Origin of the sequence: Fusicatenibacter faecihominis (assembly GCF_020686945.1) — a bacterium.
GTDB classification, from domain to species: Bacteria; Bacillota; Clostridia; order Lachnospirales; family Lachnospiraceae; genus Limivivens; species Limivivens faecihominis.
Window position 1 is genome coordinate 31014 of sequence record NZ_JAJEPR010000023.1, and the last position, 21630, is coordinate 52643.

The 21630-nt window shown below is 51.7% G+C and carries 23 protein-coding genes; 22 read left to right on the forward strand and 1 reads right to left on the reverse strand.

Going from position 1 to position 21630, the window contains the following annotated elements; genetic code table 11:
• Positions 1-113: 113 nt before the first annotated feature.
• The 4 genes from prmA to thiI are packed head-to-tail and all read left to right on the forward strand — an operon-like array spanning position 114 to position 4203.
• A complete protein-coding gene (prmA, locus tag LKD71_RS12535; protein WP_227615671.1) occupies positions 114-1070 on the forward strand; it encodes a 50S ribosomal protein L11 methyltransferase in 957 nt (318 codons plus the stop codon).
• Between the two features lie 4 nt (positions 1071-1074).
• Positions 1075-1818, forward strand: a complete 744-nt coding sequence (locus LKD71_RS12540; protein ID WP_227615672.1) for a 16S rRNA (uracil(1498)-N(3))-methyltransferase — start codon at positions 1075-1077, stop codon at positions 1816-1818.
• 23 nt (positions 1819-1841) lie between these two features.
• Positions 1842-3002 (forward strand): cysteine desulfurase family protein, encoded by a 1161-nt coding sequence (locus LKD71_RS12545; RefSeq protein WP_227615673.1) that lies wholly within the window; start codon positions 1842-1844, stop codon positions 3000-3002.
• A gap of 22 nt (positions 3003-3024) precedes the next feature.
• Positions 3025-4203 (forward strand): tRNA uracil 4-sulfurtransferase ThiI, encoded by a 1179-nt coding sequence (gene thiI / locus LKD71_RS12550; protein ID WP_227615674.1) that lies wholly within the window; start codon positions 3025-3027, stop codon positions 4201-4203.
• A 77-nt stretch (positions 4204-4280) separates the two neighbouring features.
• On the opposite strand, the gene LKD71_RS12555 is transcribed toward thiI, so the two are convergent.
• The gene (locus tag LKD71_RS12555; RefSeq protein WP_227615675.1) at positions 4281-4517 is read right to left on the reverse strand and encodes an HPr family phosphocarrier protein; all 237 of its coding nucleotides are present in this window, start codon (positions 4515-4517) and stop codon (positions 4281-4283) included.
• A gap of 469 nt (positions 4518-4986) precedes the next feature.
• Here LKD71_RS12555 and mtaB point away from each other — a divergent pair, with 469 nt between their 5' ends.
• From mtaB to LKD71_RS12645, 18 genes are all read left to right on the forward strand, one after another.
• Positions 4987-6435 (forward strand): tRNA (N(6)-L-threonylcarbamoyladenosine(37)-C(2))-methylthiotransferase MtaB, encoded by a 1449-nt coding sequence (gene mtaB / locus LKD71_RS12560; RefSeq protein WP_227615676.1) that lies wholly within the window; start codon positions 4987-4989, stop codon positions 6433-6435.
• A 444-nt stretch (positions 6436-6879) separates the two neighbouring features.
• On the forward strand, positions 6880-7143 hold the full coding sequence (locus LKD71_RS12565; protein WP_178046552.1) for an IreB family regulatory phosphoprotein: 264 nt from the start codon (positions 6880-6882) through the stop codon (positions 7141-7143).
• Between the two features lie 23 nt (positions 7144-7166).
• On the forward strand, positions 7167-7604 hold the full coding sequence (ruvX, locus tag LKD71_RS12570) for a Holliday junction resolvase RuvX (protein ID WP_178046553.1): 438 nt from the start codon (positions 7167-7169) through the stop codon (positions 7602-7604).
• Complete coding sequence (locus tag LKD71_RS12575; RefSeq protein ID WP_227615677.1) at positions 7591-7851, forward strand: DUF1292 domain-containing protein; 261 nt, start codon at positions 7591-7593, stop codon at positions 7849-7851. Before ruvX ends, LKD71_RS12575 begins: the two co-directional genes overlap by 14 nt.
• Before the next feature lie 18 nt (positions 7852-7869).
• Complete coding sequence (locus LKD71_RS12580; protein WP_178046555.1) at positions 7870-9534, forward strand: ribonuclease J; 1665 nt, start codon at positions 7870-7872, stop codon at positions 9532-9534.
• A gap of 10 nt (positions 9535-9544) precedes the next feature.
• Positions 9545-9901, forward strand: a complete 357-nt coding sequence (locus LKD71_RS12585; protein WP_227615678.1) for a YlbF family regulator — start codon at positions 9545-9547, stop codon at positions 9899-9901.
• 10 nt (positions 9902-9911) lie between these two features.
• Positions 9912-10289: an endolytic transglycosylase MltG gene (locus LKD71_RS12590; protein WP_178046557.1), complete on the forward strand. Its 378-nt coding sequence runs from the start codon at positions 9912-9914 to the stop codon at positions 10287-10289.
• Positions 10290-10304: 15 nt separating this feature from the next.
• Entirely contained in the window at positions 10305-10955 is a 651-nt protein-coding gene (locus LKD71_RS12595; RefSeq protein WP_178046558.1) for an O-methyltransferase, read from the forward strand.
• Positions 10952-12181: a peptidase U32 family protein gene (locus LKD71_RS12600; protein ID WP_227615679.1), complete on the forward strand. Its 1230-nt coding sequence runs from the start codon at positions 10952-10954 to the stop codon at positions 12179-12181. Before LKD71_RS12595 ends, LKD71_RS12600 begins: the two co-directional genes overlap by 4 nt.
• A 61-nt stretch (positions 12182-12242) precedes the next feature.
• Positions 12243-12599 (forward strand): sigma-70 family RNA polymerase sigma factor, encoded by a 357-nt coding sequence (locus LKD71_RS12605; RefSeq protein WP_331466463.1) that lies wholly within the window; start codon positions 12243-12245, stop codon positions 12597-12599.
• Positions 12600-12631: 32 nt separating this feature from the next.
• Positions 12632-13672 carry a molybdopterin-binding protein gene (locus LKD71_RS12610; RefSeq protein WP_227615680.1) on the forward strand — a complete coding sequence of 347 codons (1041 nt, stop codon included), beginning with the start codon at positions 12632-12634 and terminating at the stop codon, positions 13670-13672.
• A complete protein-coding gene (locus LKD71_RS12615; RefSeq protein ID WP_227615681.1) occupies positions 13669-14595 on the forward strand; it encodes an XdhC family protein in 927 nt (308 codons plus the stop codon). The genes LKD71_RS12610 and LKD71_RS12615 overlap by 4 nt, the downstream gene beginning before the upstream one ends.
• 3 nt (positions 14596-14598) lie before the next feature.
• The gene (gene moaA, locus LKD71_RS12620; protein ID WP_178046563.1) at positions 14599-15594 is read left to right on the forward strand and encodes a GTP 3',8-cyclase MoaA; all 996 of its coding nucleotides are present in this window, start codon (positions 14599-14601) and stop codon (positions 15592-15594) included.
• A gap of 3 nt (positions 15595-15597) precedes the next feature.
• Positions 15598-16545 carry an MOSC domain-containing protein gene (locus LKD71_RS12625; RefSeq protein ID WP_178046564.1) on the forward strand — a complete coding sequence of 316 codons (948 nt, stop codon included), beginning with the start codon at positions 15598-15600 and terminating at the stop codon, positions 16543-16545.
• Between the two features lie 59 nt (positions 16546-16604).
• Positions 16605-17474 carry a molybdate ABC transporter substrate-binding protein gene (gene modA / locus LKD71_RS12630; RefSeq protein WP_331466464.1) on the forward strand — a complete coding sequence of 290 codons (870 nt, stop codon included), beginning with the start codon at positions 16605-16607 and terminating at the stop codon, positions 17472-17474.
• Positions 17474-18157 carry a molybdate ABC transporter permease subunit gene (gene modB, locus LKD71_RS12635; protein WP_178046568.1) on the forward strand — a complete coding sequence of 228 codons (684 nt, stop codon included), beginning with the start codon at positions 17474-17476 and terminating at the stop codon, positions 18155-18157. The genes modA and modB overlap by 1 nt, the downstream gene beginning before the upstream one ends.
• Entirely contained in the window at positions 18154-19200 is a 1047-nt protein-coding gene (locus LKD71_RS12640; protein ID WP_227615682.1) for a sulfate/molybdate ABC transporter ATP-binding protein, read from the forward strand. The genes modB and LKD71_RS12640 overlap by 4 nt, the downstream gene beginning before the upstream one ends.
• 18 nt (positions 19201-19218) lie before the next feature.
• Positions 19219-21552, forward strand: a complete 2334-nt coding sequence (locus LKD71_RS12645; protein ID WP_227615683.1) for an alpha-L-rhamnosidase-related protein — start codon at positions 19219-19221, stop codon at positions 21550-21552.
• Positions 21553-21630: the final 78 nt, after the last annotated feature.

Here is a 21630-nt window from a genome sequence, read left to right on the forward strand (position 1 = left end):
AAAAAATTCCCGGAAAAACGGATTTTTAAAATGCTCCCATTGACAATTCCCGTCACCTGGGTGATAATTGATTAGTTAGAGTAGTGACCGTGAAAAGAAAGGAATTTATTTTTATGAAATGGAAAAAATTTACCTTAAAGACTTTATCAGAAGTGGAGGATATTGTGATCTCCACGCTGGCAGAAGCAGGTGTGGAAGGCGTTGAGATCGAGGACAAGGTTCCTCTGACTGAATCCGATAAGCAGCAGATGTTTGTGGATATCCTGCCGGAAGGTCCCAAGGATGACGGCATCGCTTATCTGAATTTCTATGTGGAAGAGGATACGGATGAGACGGAGCTTCTTGAGCGGGTAAAGGCAGAGCTGGATGATCTCAGAAACTTTATGGATATCGGTGAGTGCACGATCACGGCTTCAGAGACAGAAGATAAGGACTGGATCAACAACTGGAAACAGTATTTTCATCAGTTCTATGTGGATGATATTCTCATCATTCCTTCCTGGGAGCAGGTGAAACCGGAAGATGAGAGCAAAATGATCATTCATATCGATCCGGGAACAGCCTTTGGAACCGGTATGCATGAGACCACACAGCTTTGCATGCGTCAGCTGAAAAAACATGTGACTTCCGAGACAGAGCTTCTCGATGTAGGGACCGGAAGCGGCATTCTGTCCATCGTTGCTTTAAAACTGGGAGCGAAGCATGCCGTCGGAACCGATCTGGATCCCTGCGCCATCAGTGCGACAAAAGAGAATCTGGAAGCCAATGCGATCCCGGAAGGTTCTATGGACGTCATGATCGGAAATATTATCGATGACAAAGAAGTACAGGATGCGGCTGGCTACGACAAGTATGACATCGTGACGGCAAATATTCTGGCTGATGTACTGGTTCCTCTGACTCCGGTGATCATCCATCACATGAAAAAAGGCGGTATCTATATTACCTCCGGTATCATCGATGATAAAGAGGAAACGGTTGTGGAAGCAGTGAAAAAAGCAGGTCTTACGGTTCTGGAGGTGACCCATCAGGGAGAGTGGGTATCCGTCACTGCAAGAAAGGATTTTTAACAGCATGCATCATTTTTTTGTGGAACCGTCTCAGATTCAGGGAAATCACATTTTCATAGACGGGCCGGATGTGAATCATATTAGAAATGTGCTCCGCATGAATCCCGGAGAGGAAGTCAATGTGACAGACGGCACCGGAGAGAAGGTTTACCGCTGTGCCATTGCCGCCATCGGGGAAGAGAAGGTGGAACTGAACATTATGTGGGCGCAGGAAAAAGGCATGGAGCTCCCTTCCAAGATCTATCTCTTTCAGGGATTGCCGAAGAGTGACAAGATGGAGCTCATCATCCAGAAGGCCGTGGAACTGGGTGTTTATGAGATCATACCCATGGCTACGGCCCGGGCGGTGGTAAAGCTGGATCAGAAAAAAGCAGCAGCCAAGGTGAAACGCTGGCAGGCGATTTCTGAAAGCGCAGCCAAGCAGTCCAAACGGCTTCTGATACCGGAAGTGAAAGAGCCGGTGAAATTTTCCGAGGCACTGAAACTCGCTTCTGACCTGGATGTACGGCTGATCCCGTACGAACTGGCAGAAGGGATGGACGGGACGCGCCGGATCATCCAGTCTGTGAAACCGGGGCAGTCTGTGGCTGTTTTTATCGGCCCGGAAGGCGGTTTTGAAGAAGCAGAGGTGGAACTGGCAAAAGAAGCCGGTTTTCAGGCGATCACTCTTGGAAGACGTATTTTAAGAACAGAAACAGCAGGAATGACGGTTCTTTCTATTCTGATGTATCAGCTGGAAGAAAACTGAAATCCTGGAAGGAGATAGAAATTTTGGAAGCATATCTGGATAATTCCGCCACAACCTGGTGTACTGAGCATGTGCGTGATGTGGTGGTAAAGACAATGATGGAGGATTACGGAAACCCTTCCTCCAAGCATACAAAAGGAATGGAAGCGGAGAAGTACCTCCGGGAGAGCCGGGAGATCATCGCGAAGACCCTGAAAGTCAATGAAAAAGAGATCTTTTTTACCTCCGGCGGAACGGAGAGCGATAACTGGGCCCTCATTGGAACGGCCATGGCCAACCGTCGCGCCGGAAAACACATCATCACGACGGCCATTGAGCATGCGGCAGTCTTACAGCCCATGCTGTATCTGCAGGAGCAGGGCTTTGAGGTGACGTTTCTTCCGGTGGATGAGACGGGACTGATCAGTCTCGAGGATCTGAAAGAGGCCCTTCGGGAGGATACGATTCTCGTTTCCATCATGTATGTGAACAATGAAGTGGGAGCAAGGGAGCCTGTCGAAGAAGCAGCAGAACTGGTACACAGACTGGCACCGAAAGCCTGGTTCCATACGGATGCCATCCAGGCTTACGGAAAATATCAGATCCGTCCGAAAAAAGCAGGCATCGATCTGCTCTCCGTCAGCGGCCATAAGATCCATGGTCCTAAGGGAAGCGGTTTTCTCTACATCAATGAGAAAGTGAAGATTCATCCCCTGATCCTGGGCGGCGGCCAGCAGAAGGGCATGCGTTCCGGTACGGACAATGTACCCGGGATCGCAGGACTGGGAGCAGCGGCAGCAGACTGCTATAAAGATTTTGAAGAAAAACAGAAGAAGCTGAGAGCACTCAGGAATTATTTTATAGAAGAAGTGGAAAAGCTTCCGGATATCCAGGTGAATGGTCCGAAGGAAGAAGAAAAAGCGGCGCCTCAGATCGTCAGCGTCAGCTTCCGTGGTGTGCGGAGTGAGGTGCTTCTGCACGCACTGGAGGAACGGGGCATTTATGTCTCTTCCGGCTCTGCCTGCTCTTCCAACAAGAAACTGCCGGTGAGCGCAGTATTGAAAGAAATCCATCTGGAATCCGATCTTCTGGATTCCACACTCCGTTTCAGCTTCTGCAATGAGACGACAAAGGAAGAACTGGATTACTGTCTGGAGAATCTGAAAGAACTGCTTCCGGTGCTGAGAAAATACGCAAGACACTGAGAATTATTAGAGGAGAAACTGCATGTATAAATCTTTTTTGATTAAATACGGAGAGATCGGTATCAAGGGAAAGAACCGTTATCTCTTTGAGAATGCTCTGGTGCGCCAGATTCGCTATGCGTTGAAGCGTATCGACGGGGAATTTGACGTTTACAAGGATCAAGCCCGGATTTTCGTGGACTGTTCCGGCGATTATGATTACGAGGAGACCGTGGATGCTCTGCAGCACGTCTTCGGTATCGTGGGCATCTGCCCCATGGTGCGGGCCGAGGACAAGGGCTTTGAGGCTCTGGCTGAGGACGTGGTCGCATTTATGGGAAAAACACATCCGGAAGGAAACTATACCTTCAAGGTCAATGCCAGAAGAGCGAGAAAAGACTATCCGATGCTTTCCATGGAGGTCAATGCGGCTCTTGGTGAGAAGATCCTGAAAGCCTTCCCGGAGACAAAGGTGGATGTACACAATCCTGAGATCGTGGTGAATGTGGAGATCCGCGATGAAATTTATATCTATTCCAAGATCATTCCGGGTCCCGGCGGTATGCCTGTGGGAGCCAACGGAAAAGCCATGCTGCTTCTTTCCGGCGGAATCGACAGCCCGGTAGCCGGCTACATGGTAGCAAAACGAGGTGTTCTCATCGACGCGGTTTATTTCCATGCACCGCCATATACCAGTGAGAGAGCAAAGCAGAAGGTCGTGGATCTGGCAAAGATCATTTCCAGATATACAGGACCGATCAATCTTCATGTGGTGAATTTTACGGATATCCAGCTTTATATTTATGAGCAGTGTCCGCATGATGAGCTGACGATCATTATGCGTCGTTATATGATGCGGATCGCAGAGCATTTTGCCAAAGAGACGAAGTGCCTTGGTCTGATCACCGGTGAGAGTATCGGTCAGGTGGCGAGCCAGACCATGCAGAGCCTTGCAGCGACCAATGAGGTCTGCACACTGCCGGTATTCCGTCCGGTCATCGCTTTTGATAAACAGGAAATTGTGGATATTTCTGAGAAGATCGGAGCTTTTGAAACTTCTATTCTTCCTTATGAAGACTGCTGTACGATCTTTGTAGCAAAGCATCCGGTGACAAAACCGAATATCAAGATCATCAAGAGAAGCGAACAGCATCTGAATGAAAAGATCGATGAGCTGATGAAGACGGCGATCGATACCGTAGAAACGATCTGGATCGAGTAAGAATGTCTGCTGTCACAGATGTTCTGCAAAAAAAGAAGGCCGCTCGCATATGCGGGCGGCCATTGTATCCGGCAGGATTATTTGCTGATGATGTAGGGCTTCAGGATCTCAAGGATCTCATTCAGTCCGGCATCAGCATGGATGTTCAGGTCGATGGGTTTGGAAAGATCAAGGCTGAAGATACCCATGATGGATTTTGCATCGATGACATATCTGCCGGAGATCAGATCGAAATCATAATCAAATTTGGTAATGTCATTTACGAATGATTTTACCTTATCGATGGAATTTAAAGAAATCTGTACTGTTTTCATTGGAAAAACCTCCCTGCTAATTTTAATATGATTCCAGTCCAGCAAAAATTAAGTTTCGGATACCTTGACGCCAACGCAGCTGATGAAAGATCAGAGCAGTCAAAGTGTCAGTTATTTAGGTTTCACTGTACCGGTGTAACGAGGCAGTCTTCCTTGGGACTGGAACGTTACATTCTAGTTTAATATTACAGAGATGGCAGATAAATGTCAAGAAGAAAACAATACAAAGTTTGCAGCAGTTTTCATAGAGTAACTATTCAGGACGTTCAGCCCAACAGGCCACAGACACGCGCATTGCATGCGCTATCGCTGCATTCGCAGCTTCTGTCTGAGGCTAATGGGCGTTCCGCCCATTCCAAAATGAAAATTCATCCTATTGCAAACGAGTTTGCATAGTCTGATTTTTCATTTTGCTGATGTTCTGAACTGTTACACAAAAATATATTTTTATAAAGAGAAAGGATCAGACATGTCTGAGAGAAAAAAAGCGGCCCTTCATAACCTGGGCTGTAAGGTAAATTCTTATGAGACAGAGGCCATGCAGGAGCTGCTGGAACAGGCCGGATATGAAATCGTGCCGTTTGCTCCCGGAGCAGATGTCTATGTGATCAATACCTGTACGGTGACAAATATGGCAGACCGGAAATCCCGGCAGATGCTTCACCGCGCCAAAAAGATGAATCCCGACGCCGTCGTGGTGGCCGCAGGCTGTTATGTGCAGGCGGCAGCGGAAGAGGCGGCAGCGGATGAAGCCATCGATATTATTATCGGAAACAACCAGAAAAAAGATCTGGTAAATATACTGGAGAATTTCAGAAAAGGCGAAAAGTCAAAGACAGAGTGCTCCTGCGACGGGGACTGCGGCGACGATTGCACCTGCAAAGAAAAGCCAGAAAGTCAGGAAGCGCCGGCAGCGGAGCTCGCTTCCATGAGCGAGGAGGAATTTGCGGCCAGCGTCCATGAGACCCGGAAATACCTCAAGGATCTGACCCATGAGAAAGAGTACGAGGAGCTGAAAATTACCCACACGACAGAGCACACGAGAGCCTATATTAAAGTGCAGGACGGCTGCAACCAGTTCTGCAGTTACTGCATCATCCCTTACGCCAGAGGCCGGGTGCGAAGCCGGGAGCTTGCCGATGTGCTCAATGAAGTTAAAGGCCTTGCTGAGAGCGGTTTTCAGGAGGTCGTCCTCACCGGTATCCATCTGAGTTCCTACGGCATCGACAACGGAGGAAGCCTTCTGGAGCTGATTTTAAAGACAATGGAAGTGCCGGGCATCCGCCGGGTACGCTTAGGTTCTCTGGAACCCCGTATCATCACGGAAGAATTTGTCAATGCTTTAAAGGATCAGGAAAAATTCTGTCCCCATTTCCATCTTTCTCTTCAGAGCGGCTGCGACGCGACGCTGAAACGAATGAACCGCCGCTATACGGCTGAGGAATATTACGAAAAATGCGTGCTTTTAAGAGAGAATTTCGACCATCCGGCGCTGACCACCGATGTGATCGTGGGCTTCCCCGGGGAGACTGAGGAGGAATTTGCAGAGACTGTGGCTTTCCTCAAGAAAGTGGCCTTCTACGAGACACACATTTTCAAATATTCCAGACGAAAAGGAACCAAGGCCGCCGTCATGGAAAATCAGATTCCAGAGGAGCTCAAGACGAAGCGGAGCGATATCCTCCTGAAGCTGGATAAGGAGCACCGAAAGGAGTACGAGGCGCTTCTTGTGGGAACCGAGCAGGAGGTCCTTTTCGAGGAGGAGGTGACGATCGACAGAAAAGACTGGTTCGTGGGTCACACGAAAGAGTATGTGAAAATCGCCGTTCCCGCAGAGGAGAACCTTGCTAACCAGCTTCAGATGGTGAAGGTATCTGCTGAGAGAGCAGGCGACCTTCTGGCCGGAGAAGTCAGGTAGAGTTCGGAGCATGAGGCCACAGGTCTACGCGCTGCTTCGGTCGGCGCTAAACGAGTCCCACTGGGACTCAGCACCCCGTGCATTGCATGCACTATCGCTGCTGACGCAGCTTCTGTCTGAGGCTCATGGATCTACATTCTATTTCGGTCCGCGCTAAACGAGTCCCGCTGGGACTCAGCGCCGTTCCGCCCATGACAAAATGGAAATACAGCCTATTGCAAACAAGTCTGCATAGTCTGTCTCCCCATTTTGCTCTATACTCTGAACTGGAACTTGAACACAGATCGCGAAGCGACTGTGTTCATGAGCAAGTAGCGAAGCGGATTGCGAATGTCCGCTTTACTTTTTATAGGATATATATTAAAATAAACCCAAAGCAGCTTTTTTCCCAACGGGAAGGAAAAAGCTTCAGACAGTTGATAAGACAGACGAGGACGTGAGAAAATGAGTGATATCAATCAGACACAGTTTTTTAAGGTAAATGTGGAGCCGGAGCTTCGGGTCAAAGAGGTTCTGGACACTGTTTACAACGCCATGAGAGAGAAAGGCTACAATCCGGTCAATCAGATCGTGGGTTACATTATGTCTGGCGACCCGACTTACATCACCAGCCACAACGGCGCCCGCAGCATGATCATGAAAGTGGAGCGGGACGAGCTGGTGGAGGAGCTTCTCAAGGATTATATCAAGAACAACGCGCAGCAGTGACCGACAGAAAAGGAACAGACAGTATGAGAGTAATGGGTTTGGATTTCGGATCCAAGACAGTAGGCGTCAGTGTGAGCGATCCGCTGGGAGTGACGGCACAGGGCGTTGAGATCATCCGGAGAACCTCAGAGAACAAGCTTCGCCAGACCCTGGCGAGAATCGAGGCTCTGGCCAGAGAATACGAGGTGGAAACCTTTGTCTTAGGCTTCCCCAAGAATATGAACAATACCATAGGAGACCGGGCGGAAAAATCCCTGGCTTTTAAAGAGACGCTGGAGCGCCGCACGGGGATCCCTGTGGTCATGTGGGACGAGCGCCTGACCACTGTGGAGGCCAACCGTACGCTGATGGAGAGCGGAGTGCGCCGGGAAAACAGAAAAGAATATGTGGATAAGCTGGCTGCAGTTTACATTCTGCAGGGCTATCTGGACAGTGAGGGCATGAAAAATGGAAAAAATTAAATTTGCTTTTGCCGACGGAGAAGAGGCGGCAGAATTTTTTGTACTGGAACAGACCCGCATCGCCGGAGTGGACTATATCCTTGTGACGGATTCCGAGGAGGATGAGGCAGACTGCTGGATTCTCAAGGATCTGTCCGGCGACGGAGAGGAGGAGGCTGTCTACGAGATGGTAGAGGATGACAGCGAACTGATGGCAGTATCAAAGGTCTTCCAGGAGATGCTGGACAACGTGGATATTACAATATAACGAAGGAGGTATTAGTTTTTGAAGCATGAAAACAATTCAAAACTGAAGATCATACCTCTGGGCGGCCTGGAGCAGATCGGCATGAATATTACTGCCTTTGAATATGAGGACAGTATTATTGTGGTGGACTGCGGCCTGGCCTTTCCTGAGGATGATATGCTGGGAATTGACCTGGTGATCCCGGACATCACCTATCTGAAGAACAATGCAGATCGGGTGAAAGGTTTCGTCATCACCCACGGTCATGAGGATCATATCGGAGCCCTTCCCTATGTCCTCAAACAGCTGAACGTGCCCGTGTACGGAACGAAACTGACGATCGGGCTCATTGACAACAAGCTGGAGGAGCACAACCTGACCAGAAGTGTGAAACGTAAGGTGATCCGTCACGGACAGTCCATCAATCTTGGGGCTTTCCGTATCGAGTTCATCAAGACCAACCACAGCATTGCGGACGCTTCCGCTCTGGCAATCTTTTCACCGGCAGGCATCGTGATCCATACGGGAGATTTCAAGGTGGACTATACGCCGGTTTTCGGTGATGCCATCGATCTCCAGCGTTTTGGAGAGCTGGGAAAGAAAGGCGTTCTGGCTCTGATGTGCGACAGCACCAACGCGGAGCGGCCGGGCTTTACGATGTCCGAGCGCACCGTGGGAAAAACCTTCGACAATATTTTTGCGGAGCATAAAAATACCCGTATCATCATCGCCACATTCGCTTCCAACGTGGACCGTGTGCAGCAGATCATCAATTCTGCTTATAAATATGGAAGAAAAGTGGTTATCGAGGGCCGGAGTATGGTAAACGTCATCACGACAGCCGCGGAGCTTGGCTATCTTGACATTCCGGAAAACACTCTCATCGATATTGAGACGATGAAGAATTATCCCGACGAGCAGATGGTTCTTGTCACCACCGGAAGTCAGGGCGAGTCCATGGCAGCCCTCTCCCGGATGGCGGCCAACATGCACCGGAAGGTTCAGGTGAAATCCGGCGATACCGTGATTTTAAGCTCCAATCCGATTCCGGGCAACGAGAAAGCTGTTTCCAAGATCATCAACGAGCTGACCATGATGGGAGCCAACGTGATTTTCCAGGATGTTCATGTTTCCGGCCATGCCTGCCAGGAGGAGATCAAGCTGATCTATTCTCTGGTGCATCCGAAATATGCGATCCCGGTTCACGGCGAGTACCGTCATATGAAAGCCCAGGCGGATATTGCCGCGTCCTTGGGCATTCCGAAGGACAACATTTTCATCCTTCATTCCGGAGATGTGCTGGAGCTGGATGAGAAGAAAGCGGAAATTTCCGGCCATGTGCCCTGTGGTTCCATTCTCGTGGACGGTCTGGGCGTGGGCGATGTGGGAAATATCGTTCTCCGGGACAGACAGCATCTGGCGGAGGATGGTATCCTGATTGTGGTTCTGACACTGGAGCGTTTCAGCAACCAGCTTCTGTCCGGACCGGATATCGTGTCCCGCGGCTTTGTTTATGTGCGTGAATCAGAAGGACTTATGGAAGAGGCCCGCCATGTGGTGGAGGATGCCATTACAGACTGTATGGATAAGCACGTTTCTGACTGGGGCAAGATCAAGAACGTGATCAAAGATTCTCTCAGCGACTTCCTCTGGAAACGGACTAAGAGAAGTCCTATGATCCTGCCGATCATTATGGAAGTCTAGGTGAGAAAAAATGGATGAGATCAGACAGTGTACGGAAGCTCTGAAAAAGGCAGTACGGGAGAGTGACGATTACAAGGGCTTTGCAAAAGCCAAAGCAGCCCTGGAAGCCAACCCGGAGCTTCGGGAAAAGGTCATGACTTTTCGAAGAAGAAACTATGAGATTCAGAACCTCAAGGAGGGGACGGATGTCTATACGGAGATGGAGCAGCTGGAGGAGGAGTATCACGAGATCCGGAAAAATCCGCTGATCAGCGACTATCTCCAGTATGAACTGGGGCTCTGCCGCATCATGCAGCGGATCAATCTGAGCCTGGTGGGAACCGTTGATCTTGATATCGGAGATTTCAAGGATATCATCAAATGGTAGGAGGCTGCCCATGAAGAAGCAGACAGGAATCCGGCTCTTTTTTGCCATACTGAAGATTTTTGCTCTGGTGGCGCTGGTGTTCCTTCTGTATTCCTGGGGGAAAAAGGCCTATTCCTTCGGCTATCAGGTGGTAGCCCAGGAAGCGGTCTCCCGCCCTCCCGGCAAGGATGTGGCCGTCACGCTGGACAACGGCATGACCGGAGAGGAACTGGCAGAGCTTCTGGAGGACAAGGGCCTGGTGCGTGACGCGCGAGTTTTCTATGTGCAGCTTCTTTTTTCCAAGGAAAAGCACAAGCTGAAAAAGGGAAGCTACCTTCTAAATACGTCCCAGACGCCGGAAGAAATGCTGAAAGTGCTTTCCCGGGAAAATGAGACGGAAAGCGAATAAAATGAGGAAGAAACAGTGATTGTAGACGAGAGAATGGTCACTTACATTAATTCTCTGGATATGGGAAACACACCGCTTCTAAACGAGATCGAGAAAGAGGCGAAGGCAGATCTTGTGCCGGTGATCCGTAGGGAGATGCAGAGCTTTTTAAAAGTGCTCCTTGCGATTCACCGGCCCCTTCGCGTTCTGGAGGTGGGAACGGCCGTGGGCTTCTCGGCCCTTCTGTTCTGTGAGTACGGCCCGGAGAACATGCAGGTGACGACGATTGAAAAATATGAAAAAAGGATTCCGATCGCCCGGGAAAATTTCCGCCGGGCAGGCCGGGAGAACCAGATTACCCTTCTGGAGGGCGACGCGGCTGACATCTTAAAGGAGCTTCAGGAGTCCTACGACCTGATCTTTATGGATGCGGCGAAGGGGCAGTACATCCACTTCCTGGATGATGTGCTCCGGCTGATGAAGCCCGGGAGCGTGCTGGTCTCCGACAACGTGCTCCAGGGTGGGGATATCATTGAGTCCCACTATGCCGTGGAACGGCGGAACCGGACCATCTACAAACGGATGAGGGAATACCTTTACGAACTGAAACACAACGACAAACTGCTGACCAGCGTCATCCCCTTAGGAGACGGAGTCACAGTTTCTGTCAGAAAGGATATGAAATGAGAGTACCGGAGCTTTTGATTCCAGCCAGCAGTCTCGAGGTCTTAAAGACTGCGGTAATCTTTGGAGCCGATGCCGTATATATCGGCGGTGAAGCCTTTGGCCTCCGCGCCAAGGCAAAAAATTTTTCCATGGAGGATATGAAGGAGGGCATTCAGTTTGCCCACGAGCATAACGTGCGGGTCTATGTGACCGCCAATATCCTGGCCCACAACGGAGACCTTCCCGGCGTGGAAGAATATTTTAAGGAGTTAAAAGAGATCGGCCCCGACGCGCTGATCATCTCTGATCCTGGCGTTTTTATGATTGCAAAGCGGGTCTGCCCCGAGATTGAGATCCATATCAGCACCCAGGCCAACAATACGAACTACGGCACCTACCGTTTCTGGCATGAGTTGGGGGCAAAGCGCGTGGTTTCCGCGCGAGAGCTTTCCATGAAGGAGATCAAGGAGATCCGGTCGAACATTCCCGACGATCTGGAGATCGAGACCTTCGTCCACGGAGCCATGTGCATTTCCTATTCCGGCCGCTGCCTTCTGAGCAACTATTTCACCGGAAGGGACGCCAACCAGGGAGCCTGTACCCACCCCTGCCGCTGGAAATATGCGGTGATGGAGGAGTCGAGACCCGGCGAGTATCTGCCGGTCTATGAGAACGAGCGGGGAACCTACATTTTCAACTCCAAGGATCTCTGCATGATCGGCCATATTCCGGATCTCATCGATGCCGGCATCGACAGCTTCAAGATCGAAGGTCGCATGAAGACCGCTCTCTATGTGGCCACCGTGGCTCGAACCTACCGGAAAGCCATCGACGATTATCTCAAAGACCCGGTTCTCTATGAAAAAAATATGCCTTGGTATCTGGATCAGATTTCCAACTGCACCTACCGGCAGTTTACCACGGGCTTTTTCTATGGTAAGCCGGACAGCGAGGCCCAGATCTACGACAGCAACACCTATGTGAAAGAATACACCTACCTAGGCATCGTGGGCGGAACCAATGCGGAAGGCCTCTACCGCATCGAGCAGAGAAACAAATTTTCTGTGGGCGAGACCATCGAGATCATGAAGCCAAACGGGGACAACATCAAGGCAAAAGTTCTTCGCATCGTCAACGAGGAGGGCGGGGAGCAGGAGAGTGCACCCCATCCCAAGCAGGTTCTCTATATCGACCTCGGCGTTCCGATGGAGCAGTACGATATTCTCCGGAGAAAAGAGGACGCCTGAACAAGCACGAAAAGAAAAACTTTTTCATATGCTGTAATAAAACTCCCTTTGAGGTGCTTTTTTGAAGACGTTTCCCAGGCCCCTTACCACGGAGGAAGAGAAGGATTATCTGGAACGCTACCGGAACGGGGATCTGAAGGCGAAAGATGTCCTGATCGAGCGGAATTTACGGCTGGTGGCCCATGTGGTGCGGAAATACCAGACAGCGGAGGATGAGATGGATGACCTCATTTCCATCGGTACGATCGGCCTTATCAAAGCGGTGTCTACTTTTGACGGAAACCGTAATTCCAAGCTGGGGACTTACGCTGCCAAATGTATAGAAAATGCAATGCTCACATCAGGGCATCTCCGGAGAAAAAATTTTCGGAGGTGCCCTTTTTATTATGGATTCTTCACGGAAAATACGCTATACTGAACACAAAAACAGACAGGAAAGAAGGAAGTGTCGTGAAAAAGATAGAGACGATTCACGCCGTGGGCCATGTGCTCTGCCATGACGTGACACAGATCATAAAGGACAAGACAAAAGGGCCGGTTTTCCGAAAAGGCCATATCGTGACGGAAGAGGACATTCCGGTGCTGCTTTCCGTGGGAAAGGATCATCTCTACGTCTGGGAGAAGAACGAGAACATGCTTCACGAAAACGAGGCGGCTGAGATTCTTTTTGACCTCTGCCGCTCCGAGGGCATGAAGGGCTCCGAGATCAAGGAGGGAAAAATCGAGGTCATCGCCGATCGGGACGGTCTCTTAAAGATCGACCGAAAGAAGCTCTTTGCGGTGAACTCCCTGAGCGAGATGATGATCGCGAGCCGCCACGGCGATTTCCCGGTGAAAAAAGGGGACAAGATCGCGGGCACCCGAATCATTCCGCTGGTGATTGAGAAAGAGAAAATGGAGCGGGCGAAAGAAGCTGCTGAAGGCGGCCCGATCTTCCGGATCCTGCCCTTCCACAAGAAAAAAACGGCCATCGTCACCACCGGAAACGAGGTCTTTTACGGCAGAATCAAGGATACCTTCGGTCCTGTGGTAAAAGAGAAAATCGCCGAGTACCCGACGGAATTTCTGGGACAGACTTTGGTGGACGACCAGAAGGAGCACATTCAGGAGGCCATTCTTCACTATATCGACGAGGGAGCGGAGCTGGTTCTCTGTACCGGAGGCATGAGTGTGGACCCGGACGACTGCACACCGGGAGCCATCGCCGGAACAGGAGCGCAGGTAATCACCTACGGAGCGCCGGTGTTGCCGGGAGCGATGCTTCTTCTGGCCTATTATGAGAAGGATGGGAAAAAGATTCCGATCGTGGGCCTGCCGGGCTGCGTCATGTACGCAAAGCGGACGGTCTTCGATCTGGTGCTTCCGCGGCTGATGGCGGATGATCCGGTGACTTTTGAGGAGCTGGCGGCTTTAGGCGAAGGTGGACTCTGCCTGAACTGCGGCGTCTGTACTTTCCCCAACTGCGGTTTTGGAAAAGGAGTGGTCTATTGAAACGGCGGGAATTTTATCTGGAGCTTTTCCAGAAACTTCAGAACGGAGAGACGGTAAAGGTCTGGACAGACCTGGAAAAAGGCAGTCATTCCTTTGAAGCGCCGGGAGAGGGTACCTTTTTTGAAGAAGAGTTTGCCGGCAGGACGCAGGTCGTGGTCTTCGGTGGCGGGCATATTTCCCTGGCCCTCGAAAAAGTGCTGAAAACGCTGGATCTCACCCTCACGGTGGTGGATGACCGGCTGGAATTTGCAAACCGGGAGCGTTTTTCGGAGGCGGACCGGGTGCTGACCATGAGCTATGAGAAGCTTTCCGAGGTGGATTTTGGTTTTGCCCCGTATTTTATCATCGTCACCCGAGGTCATAAGGACGATGATATCTGCCTGCGCTATGCCCTGTCAGTCAAACATTCCTACATCGGCATGATCGGAAGCAAAGGAAAGGTGGCCCTGACCTTTGACCGGCTGGCGGCAGACGGAATCTCCCGGGAAGCCCTAGCGGAGGTCCATGCTCCCATTGGCCTTAAGATCGATGGAAACACGCCGGGCGAGATCGCCATCAGCATAGCGGCCGAGCTCGTCCAGGTAAAAAATCAGAAGAAACGGAGTCTTTTTTCCGAGGAGCTGGCTCAGGGCCTGCGGGAAGAAAGAGGCCCTCTCGTTATGGCTACGGTTATCGAGAAGAACGGTTCCTCCCCGGGAAAACGGGGAGCCAGGATGCTGGTCAACGAAAAAGGTGATATCTACGGCACCGTGGGCGGCGGCACGGTGGAGTACACGGTGATCCAGGAGGCAGAAAATTTTCTTCGGGAAAATATCGGGGAAGACCTTTTCGAGATCCGGGAGTACAACCTCTCTAACGAGGGAGCCGCCTCCCTTGGCATGATCTGCGGAGGCCATATTAAAGTGCTGCTGGAGAAACTTTGAAACATGATAGATTTATATAGAAGAAACATCGATTATCTCCGGGTGTCCATCACGGATCGCTGCAATCTACATTGCCGGTATTGCCTGCCGCCGGGGCTTGAAACAGCGGAAAAGGACCGGGAGCGGTACCTCACGAAGGAGGAGATTTTAAGGGTCTGCCGGGCAGCTGAAACCATCGGCATCCACAAATTCAAGATCACCGGGGGTGAGCCGCTGGTGCGGCCAGAGGCTCTGGAAATTATCCGGGAACTGAAAGCTCTGCCGGGTACCGAAGCTGTGACCCTCACGACGAACGGTCTTCTTCTGAAAAAGGCTTTGCCGGAGCTTCAGAAGCTTTCCATCGATGGCATCAACGTGAGTCTCGATACACTGAAACCAGAGCGTTTTTCCTGGATCACTGGTCTTAACCGGGACGGGAGAGAACTCTGGAGCGGAGTGCTGGAAACGCTCAAAGAGGGCGCTTTTATGGGGATTCCCATGAAAATCAATTGCGTTCCCATCCGAGGGTTCAATGAGGATGAGATTCTGGATTTTGTGGAGTTGACGAGAGAGCTTCCGGTGGATGTCCGCTTCATCGAGCTGATGCCCATCGGGGAAGGAAAAGCTTTTCAGGGCAGAGATAAGGAGGAACTTCTGGCTGTGATCCGGAAAGTTTATCCGGATTTTAAAGAGACGGCGGAAAAACGGGGAAACGGACCGGCGGTCTACGGAAAAGTGCCGGGCTTTGCGGGCTATGTGGGCTTTATCGAGGCCCTTCACGGAAAATTCTGCAGTTCCTGCAACCGTTTGCGTCTCACTTCGGAAGGTTTTTTAAAGCCCTGCCTTTATTACAGAAGGGGTGTAGATTTAAAGGCGCTTCTTCGGGGCGGAGCCGGGGAAAAAGAACTGGAGGAGGCTCTTTGCCAGGCCATTCTTCAGAAACCGGAGGCGCATCATTTTCAGGAGAGGGATCCGGAAAGAGAGGCAGAAGAAACATTCATGGCAAGGATAGGAGGATAACGTATGGGATACATTCGGGCAGTCTGCATCAGTGAGAAAAAAGGAACAGGCAAGAAAAATGTGGGCGAGGCCGTTTTTATAGAGGACGAAGGTTTAAAAGGGGATGCCCACGCGGGAAAATGGCACCGGCAGGTGAGTCTTCTCTCAAAAGAAGCCGTCGAGGCCTTCAAGAAGCGGGGCGCCAGCGTGGAGGACGGCGATTTCGGGGAAAATCTTCTGGTGGAAGGTTTTGAACTCAAAAACCTTCCCGTGGGAACGATTTTTTCCTGCAACGGTGTGGTTCTGGAGTTGACCCAGATCGGAAAAGAGTGCCATTCCCACTGTGCCATCCACGAGGCTGTGGGGGACTGCATCATGCCCCGGGAGGGCGTTTTTGCGAAGGTGTTAAAGGGCGGCACGATCCATGTGGGCGATGAGATCCGGATCATCGGCGAGACCCACCGGTACCGAGTGGGCGTGCTCACGGTCAGCGACCGGAGCGCCAGAGGCGAGCGGGAGGATCTCGCAGGCCCGCTGATCCGAGAGCTGGTGGAAAAGGATTCCTACCTGGTGGTGGATCAGAGCATCGTTCCCGACGACCAGAAGACCATTGAGGAGGCTCTGATCCGGCTTGCCGACCAGGTGAAGGTGGATCTCATTCTGACCACCGGCGGGACGGGCTTTTCCGTCCGGGATGTGACGCCGGAGGCCACAATGGCCGTCGCCGGGCGGAATGCTCCTGGCATCGCGGAAGCCATCCGGGCCTATTCCGGCACGATCACGCCGAGGGCGATGCTGAGCCGGGCCGCCTCGGTGATCCGGGGCCGGACCCTGATCGTCAACCTTCCGGGCAGTCCAAAAGCCGTCCGGGAGAGTCTGGATTTCGTCCTGCCGAACCTTTATCACGGGCTGGACGTTTTGAAAGGAGAAGTGACAGATTGTGGATCGAAGGTCCATCATCTGCACCGGTAAAGCATGCAACAAAGAAGAAAAATCCCTTTGCAGATAACAAAGTAAGGAGAGTACACATTATGAAAAAAAGGCAGATCGCAGCAGTTCTTGCCGGGATTATGGCTATGAGCCTTGCCGTTCCGGCTATGGCAGCCGATGAGACCGAGGGAGAAGAGGTAAAACTTCTCATCGCGGCAGCAGCCAGCCTGGAGTATTCTATGGAGGAAAAACTGATTCCGCTTTTTGAGGAGCAGAATCCGGGAGTTAAAGTAGAGGGTTCTTACGACAGCTCAGGAAAGCTTCAGACCCAGATTGAGGAAGGCATGGAGGCAGACCTTTTCTTCTCCGCAGCCACCAAACAGATGGATGTGCTGACCGAGGAGGGCTACATGAAGGAGGACAGCGAAGCAGACCTGCTGGAGAATAAGATCGTAGCCATCGTTCCGAAGGACTCAACGCTGGAACTGAACAGTTTCGAGGATCTGGCCAATGCAGAGACCGTCGCTCTCGGCGATCCGGACAGCGTTCCCGCCGGCCAGTATGCGAAAGAGGCCCTCACCAGCCTGAATCTCTGGGATGAGGTTTCCGCAAAGGCAAGCTTTGGAACCAACGTAACCGAGGTGCTGAACTGGGTAGCAGAGGGAAGCGCTGAGGCCGGCGTGGTTTATGCTACCGACGCGGCAGCGAGAGCCGAGGACGTGGAAGTGAAGGCAGAGACTCCTGAAGGAAGCCTGGCAAAACCGGTTATTTACCCCGTAGGTATTCTGGAGAGAACTGAGCACAGCGCGGAGGCGGAGGCTTTCCTTGAGTTTCTTCAGTCCGATGAAGCCGGAGAGATCTTCAAGGAATACGGTTTTACTCCGTATAAAGCAGCCGAGGAGAATGAGACAGAGAGCGAGACTGATACCGAGGAGACCCCGGAAACTGACACTGAGGAAGTAACTGAATGATCGACTGGTCGCCCCTTCTCATTTCCTTAAAGACCGCCTCCCTGACGATGATCTTCGTGTTTTTCCTAGGACTTCTGGCGGCACGCTGGGTGGTAAACTTAAAGAGCGAGGGCCTGAAAATGGTTCTCGACGGTCTTCTGACCCTGCCCCTGGTGCTGCCGCCCACGGTGGCGGGCTATTTCCTCCTCTATATTTTCGGAGTGAAACGCCCCATCGGGCTCTTTTTTCTGGAGTATTTCGGGGTGAAAATTCCCTTTTCCTTCGGTTCCACGGTGCTGGCGGCCACGGTCATCGCTTTTCCATTGATGTACCGCTCCGCAAGAGGTGCCCTGGAGCAGGTGGATGAAAACCTCATCTATGCGGCCCGGACGCTGGGTTTTTCCGAGTGGAAGATCTTTTTTAAAGTCTCCCTGCCGGCCTGCCTTCCCGGTATCGCTGGCGGCGCCGTTCTGGCCTTTGCGAGGGGGCTGGGAGAATTTGGAGCTACCTCGATGATCGCCGGAAATATTTTGGGAAAGACCCGAACCCTGCCGTTGGCGGTCTATTCTGCTGTGGCGGCCGGAGATTTTGATACTGCAGGAAAATATGTCATCGTCATTGTGCTGTTGTCCTTCCTCGCAGTGGTTCTCCTGAACTACTTTGCGCTCCGGGAAAAACGAAACAGAAAGGGGAAAAAGTCATGAGCCTTCAGGTGGATATCAAAAAGAACTGGAAAGATTTCAGCCTGGACGTACGCTTTGATTTGGACAAAGGCCCTCTGGGAATCCTCGGAGCTTCCGGCTGCGGAAAAAGTATGACGCTTAAATGCATCGCCGGAATCTGGCGGCCTGATGCGGGAAAGATCGTCCTCAACGGCCGGACCCTGTTCGATTCGGAGAAAAAGATCGACCTCAAACCCCAGAAGCGGCGCGTGGGTTATCTTTTCCAGGATTTTGCCCTTTTCCCCAACATGACCGTGGAAGAAAATGTGGGAGCCGGCATCACCCTTCCGAAGAAGGAAAAAGAAGAGCAGATCCATAAGATGATCGAAAAATTCCATCTCATGGGCCAGGAGAAAAAATATCCCTTCCAGCTCTCCGGCGGCCAGAAGCAGCGGACGGCTCTCGCCCGGATTATGGCTTACCGGCCAGACGTGATCCTTCTGGACGAGCCCTTTTCCGCCCTGGACGCCTATCTGAAGGAGCAGCTTCTTCTGGAGCTTCTCGAACTGTTGAAAGATTATTCCGGCGATGTAATCCTCGTGACCCACAGCCGGGACGAGGCATATAAGATCTGCCCTGAGCTCATGATCGTCAGGGAAGGCCGCCAGATGGAAAAAGGCAGCACGAGAGCCCTTTTCCAGAACCCCGAATACCTGGAAACCGCCCGGATGACGGGCTGCAAGAACCTTCTGAAAGCGAGAAAATGCGGCCCCAACGAGATGGAGCTCACCGAGCTTGGAATCCGGCTCGTCTCCGAACAGCCGGTACTTGACGATGTGCGCTATGCCGGCATCCGGGCTCACTATTTCTATGTGCCCGCGGACCCGGCGAAAGAGGTGAACCTCCTTCATCCCCTGGATTTTCAGGAGACGGAGGCCCCCTTTGAAATCAATGTGATCTTCCACACAAAGGCCGGAGCTCCCGGCATCTGGTGGAAGCTTGAAAAAGAAACCTGGAACAGCCTCGGAAGAAAAATGCCGCCCGCCCTAGCGCTGGCCCCGAAGGATGTTCTGCCCTTAAGATAAAAGGAAAGGAAGGTGTCTATGTGGAAGAAAGCCATGTGGATCGGAGTACCCAGAGAAGAAATTGAAGAAAAGAAGATTTATCAGGGCGATATGAACGGAAGATTTGCCTATTATCGTCTGGAAATCGAGCTTGAAGAGGCCGGAGAAGCGATTGTGGATCTCTCGGCAAATTCCAGATATCGCCTCTGGATCAATGAGAAACCGGTGCTCTCCGGCCCCTGCCGGAGCAATCAGTTCCGGCACTATTATGAAACGGTTGATCTGAAGCCTTATCTGAAAAAAGGAAAAAATATCCTGGCAGCCCAAGTGCTTCTCTATGACAGTATGTATACCGCCGGCTGGCAGGATCAGAGGGCGCCTCTGGTCAGCGTGGCTTCCCTTCCAGCCGGCCACCGGTTTGCCCTGGAGGGCGCCGTGAAGGATGCACAGGGTGTGGACGCAGCAGAACTGACCACAGGAAAGGCCGACTGGAGAGTCTGGCTGGACAACACCTTTTATTTATATAAGGAAGGTGCCGTGGACACTAATCTGGGCGCACTGGCGGAAAAAATCGATTTTTCCAGAACTCCGGGAAACTGGAAATCGGAAAGCTTCGATGCCTCCGGCTGGAAAAAAGCGGTGGAGCTGGAGACGGCGGCAGAAGGCTATGAAAAATTTTTAGGCATTCTGAAAACCTTCCGGCTGGAGGAGCGTCCCATTCCGCTGTGCGTTGAAGAAGAAGCCACGCTGGACAAAGAGCTGGGCGAGCCGGTTCTGGGAGAAAAAGAAGCTCTGACGGTGGAGCCGGGAGAGAAAAAGGTGTTTCTTTTTGACGGGAAAACGCTTTTTAACGCCTACTTCCGCTATCACATACAGGGTGGAAAGGGAGCGGAAATCTCCTTTACCTACTTTGAAAAATTTACAAAAGGCCGGGACGAAGTAAAAAGAGATGACTACAGAAACGGCGAGATCGGGAATAACGGCAGAACAGACCGGATTTTCCCGGCGGGAGGAGACCTTCTCTATGAGCCTTTCTGGTATCACACGATGCGTTTCCTGAAAATCGAGATTCAGGCAGGAGAGGAAGCGGTGAAATTTTACCGGCCTCAGCTTTTGAAGACCGGTTATCCGCTCCGGCCGGAGTCAGAGATTTCTTCCACCGCAGAATGGGTGCAGCCGATCTATGAGATGTGTGTGCGGACCCTGCAGGATTGCATGATGGAGACCTACATGGACTGTCCCTTCTGGGAGCAGATGCAGTATCCGATGGATACCCGGCTGCAGGCGCTTTTTACCTATGTATGCAGTACAGATACGAAGCTGGCGCGGAAGGCTCTTCAGGATTTTCATGATTCTATCCTGCCCATGGGACTGGTGCAGGGCCGGGCACCGAGCAATCCGCTTCAGGTGATCTCGACGTTTTCTCTCTATTATATTTTCATGCTTCTGGAGTACTACCAGAGAACCGGAGATCTTAAGGTTTTAAAGCTTTACCGGTCAGATGTGGATGGGATTCTGGAGTATTACGACGGAAAAATCGGCACTTCCGGTCTGGTGGAAAATCTGGGCTACTGGGAGTTCATCGACTGGCAGGAAAGCTGGGAAAAGACCTGCGGCCGGCCTGTGGCTGCCGAGGAAGGCCCCTCAACGATCATCAATCTGATGTACGGCCTGGCTCTTTTGAAGGGAGCCAGGATCGCTGAGATCACAGGAAGAGAGGGCCTGGCGGAAGAGTACCGGAAGCGGCAGAAACAGATTGCGGAAAAGGTACAAAAGCTTTGCTGGGATGAGGAGCGGGGACTTTACCGGGAAGGCCCGTCTTACCGGCAGTTCAGCCAGCATGCCCAGAGCTGGGCGGTTCTGAACGGTCTTTTAAAAGGCGAAAAGGCCCGAGCGGTGATGGAGAAAACCTTCCGGGAGCCGGATGTGCTGCGCTGTTATTTTTCTACCTGTTATGAACTGTTTCGGGCCTGCGAGCTGGCAGGCTGTTATGAGCTGACCGGGGAACAGATGGATTGGTGGCTGAAACTGCTGGACGAGCACTGCACGACCTGCCCCGAGACGCCAGCCGGTTCCAGAAGCGAATGCCATGCCTGGAGTGCTCTGCCCATGTATGAGCTGATGAGCGTGATGGCGGGAATTCGAAGAGAATCCGGGGAGCCTTCCAACGTGGTCATCAAGCCGCATCTTAATGCTGTGCCGGATCTTAGAGGAAAATTTGCCACAGAATATGGCTCGATTCTCTTCTATTATGAAAAACAGGAAAATGGAATCCGGGGAAGCATCACGCTTCCTGCCGGAATGACAGGAACCTTTGTTTATCCGGATGGAACCAGCTTTTCTCTGGTTGCCGGAAAAAACCGGATCGGCTAGGCTAGTGTACTGTATCATTGACATTTCGCTAAATAACTTGCCTGTTTTCCCATCGAACTGCGTTGACTTCGCTCAACG

Bases quoted from the DNA above. Each gene is read 5' to 3' on its own strand.
- prmA (WP_227615671.1), top strand. From the start codon at position 114: ATGAAATGGAAAAAATTTACCTTAAAGACTTTATCAGAAGTGGAGGAT.
- LKD71_RS12540 (WP_227615672.1), top strand. From the start codon at position 1,075: ATGCATCATTTTTTTGTGGAACCGTCTCAGATTCAGGGAAATCACATT.
- thiI (WP_227615674.1), top strand. From the start codon at position 3,025: ATGTATAAATCTTTTTTGATTAAATACGGAGAGATCGGTATCAAGGGA.
- LKD71_RS12555 (WP_227615675.1), bottom strand. From the start codon at position 4,517: ATGAAAACAGTACAGATTTCTTTAAATTCCATCGATAAGGTAAAATCA.
- mtaB (WP_227615676.1), top strand. From the start codon at position 4,987: ATGTCTGAGAGAAAAAAAGCGGCCCTTCATAACCTGGGCTGTAAGGTA.
- LKD71_RS12565 (WP_178046552.1), top strand. From the start codon at position 6,880: ATGAGTGATATCAATCAGACACAGTTTTTTAAGGTAAATGTGGAGCCG.
- ruvX (WP_178046553.1), top strand. From the start codon at position 7,167: ATGAGAGTAATGGGTTTGGATTTCGGATCCAAGACAGTAGGCGTCAGT.
- LKD71_RS12575 (WP_227615677.1), top strand. From the start codon at position 7,591: ATGGAAAAAATTAAATTTGCTTTTGCCGACGGAGAAGAGGCGGCAGAA.
- LKD71_RS12585 (WP_227615678.1), top strand. From the start codon at position 9,545: ATGGATGAGATCAGACAGTGTACGGAAGCTCTGAAAAAGGCAGTACGG.
- LKD71_RS12590 (WP_178046557.1), top strand. From the start codon at position 9,912: ATGAAGAAGCAGACAGGAATCCGGCTCTTTTTTGCCATACTGAAGATT.
- LKD71_RS12600 (WP_227615679.1), top strand. From the start codon at position 10,952: ATGAGAGTACCGGAGCTTTTGATTCCAGCCAGCAGTCTCGAGGTCTTA.
- moaA (WP_178046563.1), top strand. From the start codon at position 14,599: ATGATAGATTTATATAGAAGAAACATCGATTATCTCCGGGTGTCCATC.
- LKD71_RS12625 (WP_178046564.1), top strand. From the start codon at position 15,598: ATGGGATACATTCGGGCAGTCTGCATCAGTGAGAAAAAAGGAACAGGC.
- modA (WP_331466464.1), top strand. From the start codon at position 16,605: ATGAAAAAAAGGCAGATCGCAGCAGTTCTTGCCGGGATTATGGCTATG.
- LKD71_RS12640 (WP_227615682.1), top strand. From the start codon at position 18,154: ATGAGCCTTCAGGTGGATATCAAAAAGAACTGGAAAGATTTCAGCCTG.
- LKD71_RS12645 (WP_227615683.1), top strand. From the start codon at position 19,219: ATGTGGAAGAAAGCCATGTGGATCGGAGTACCCAGAGAAGAAATTGAA.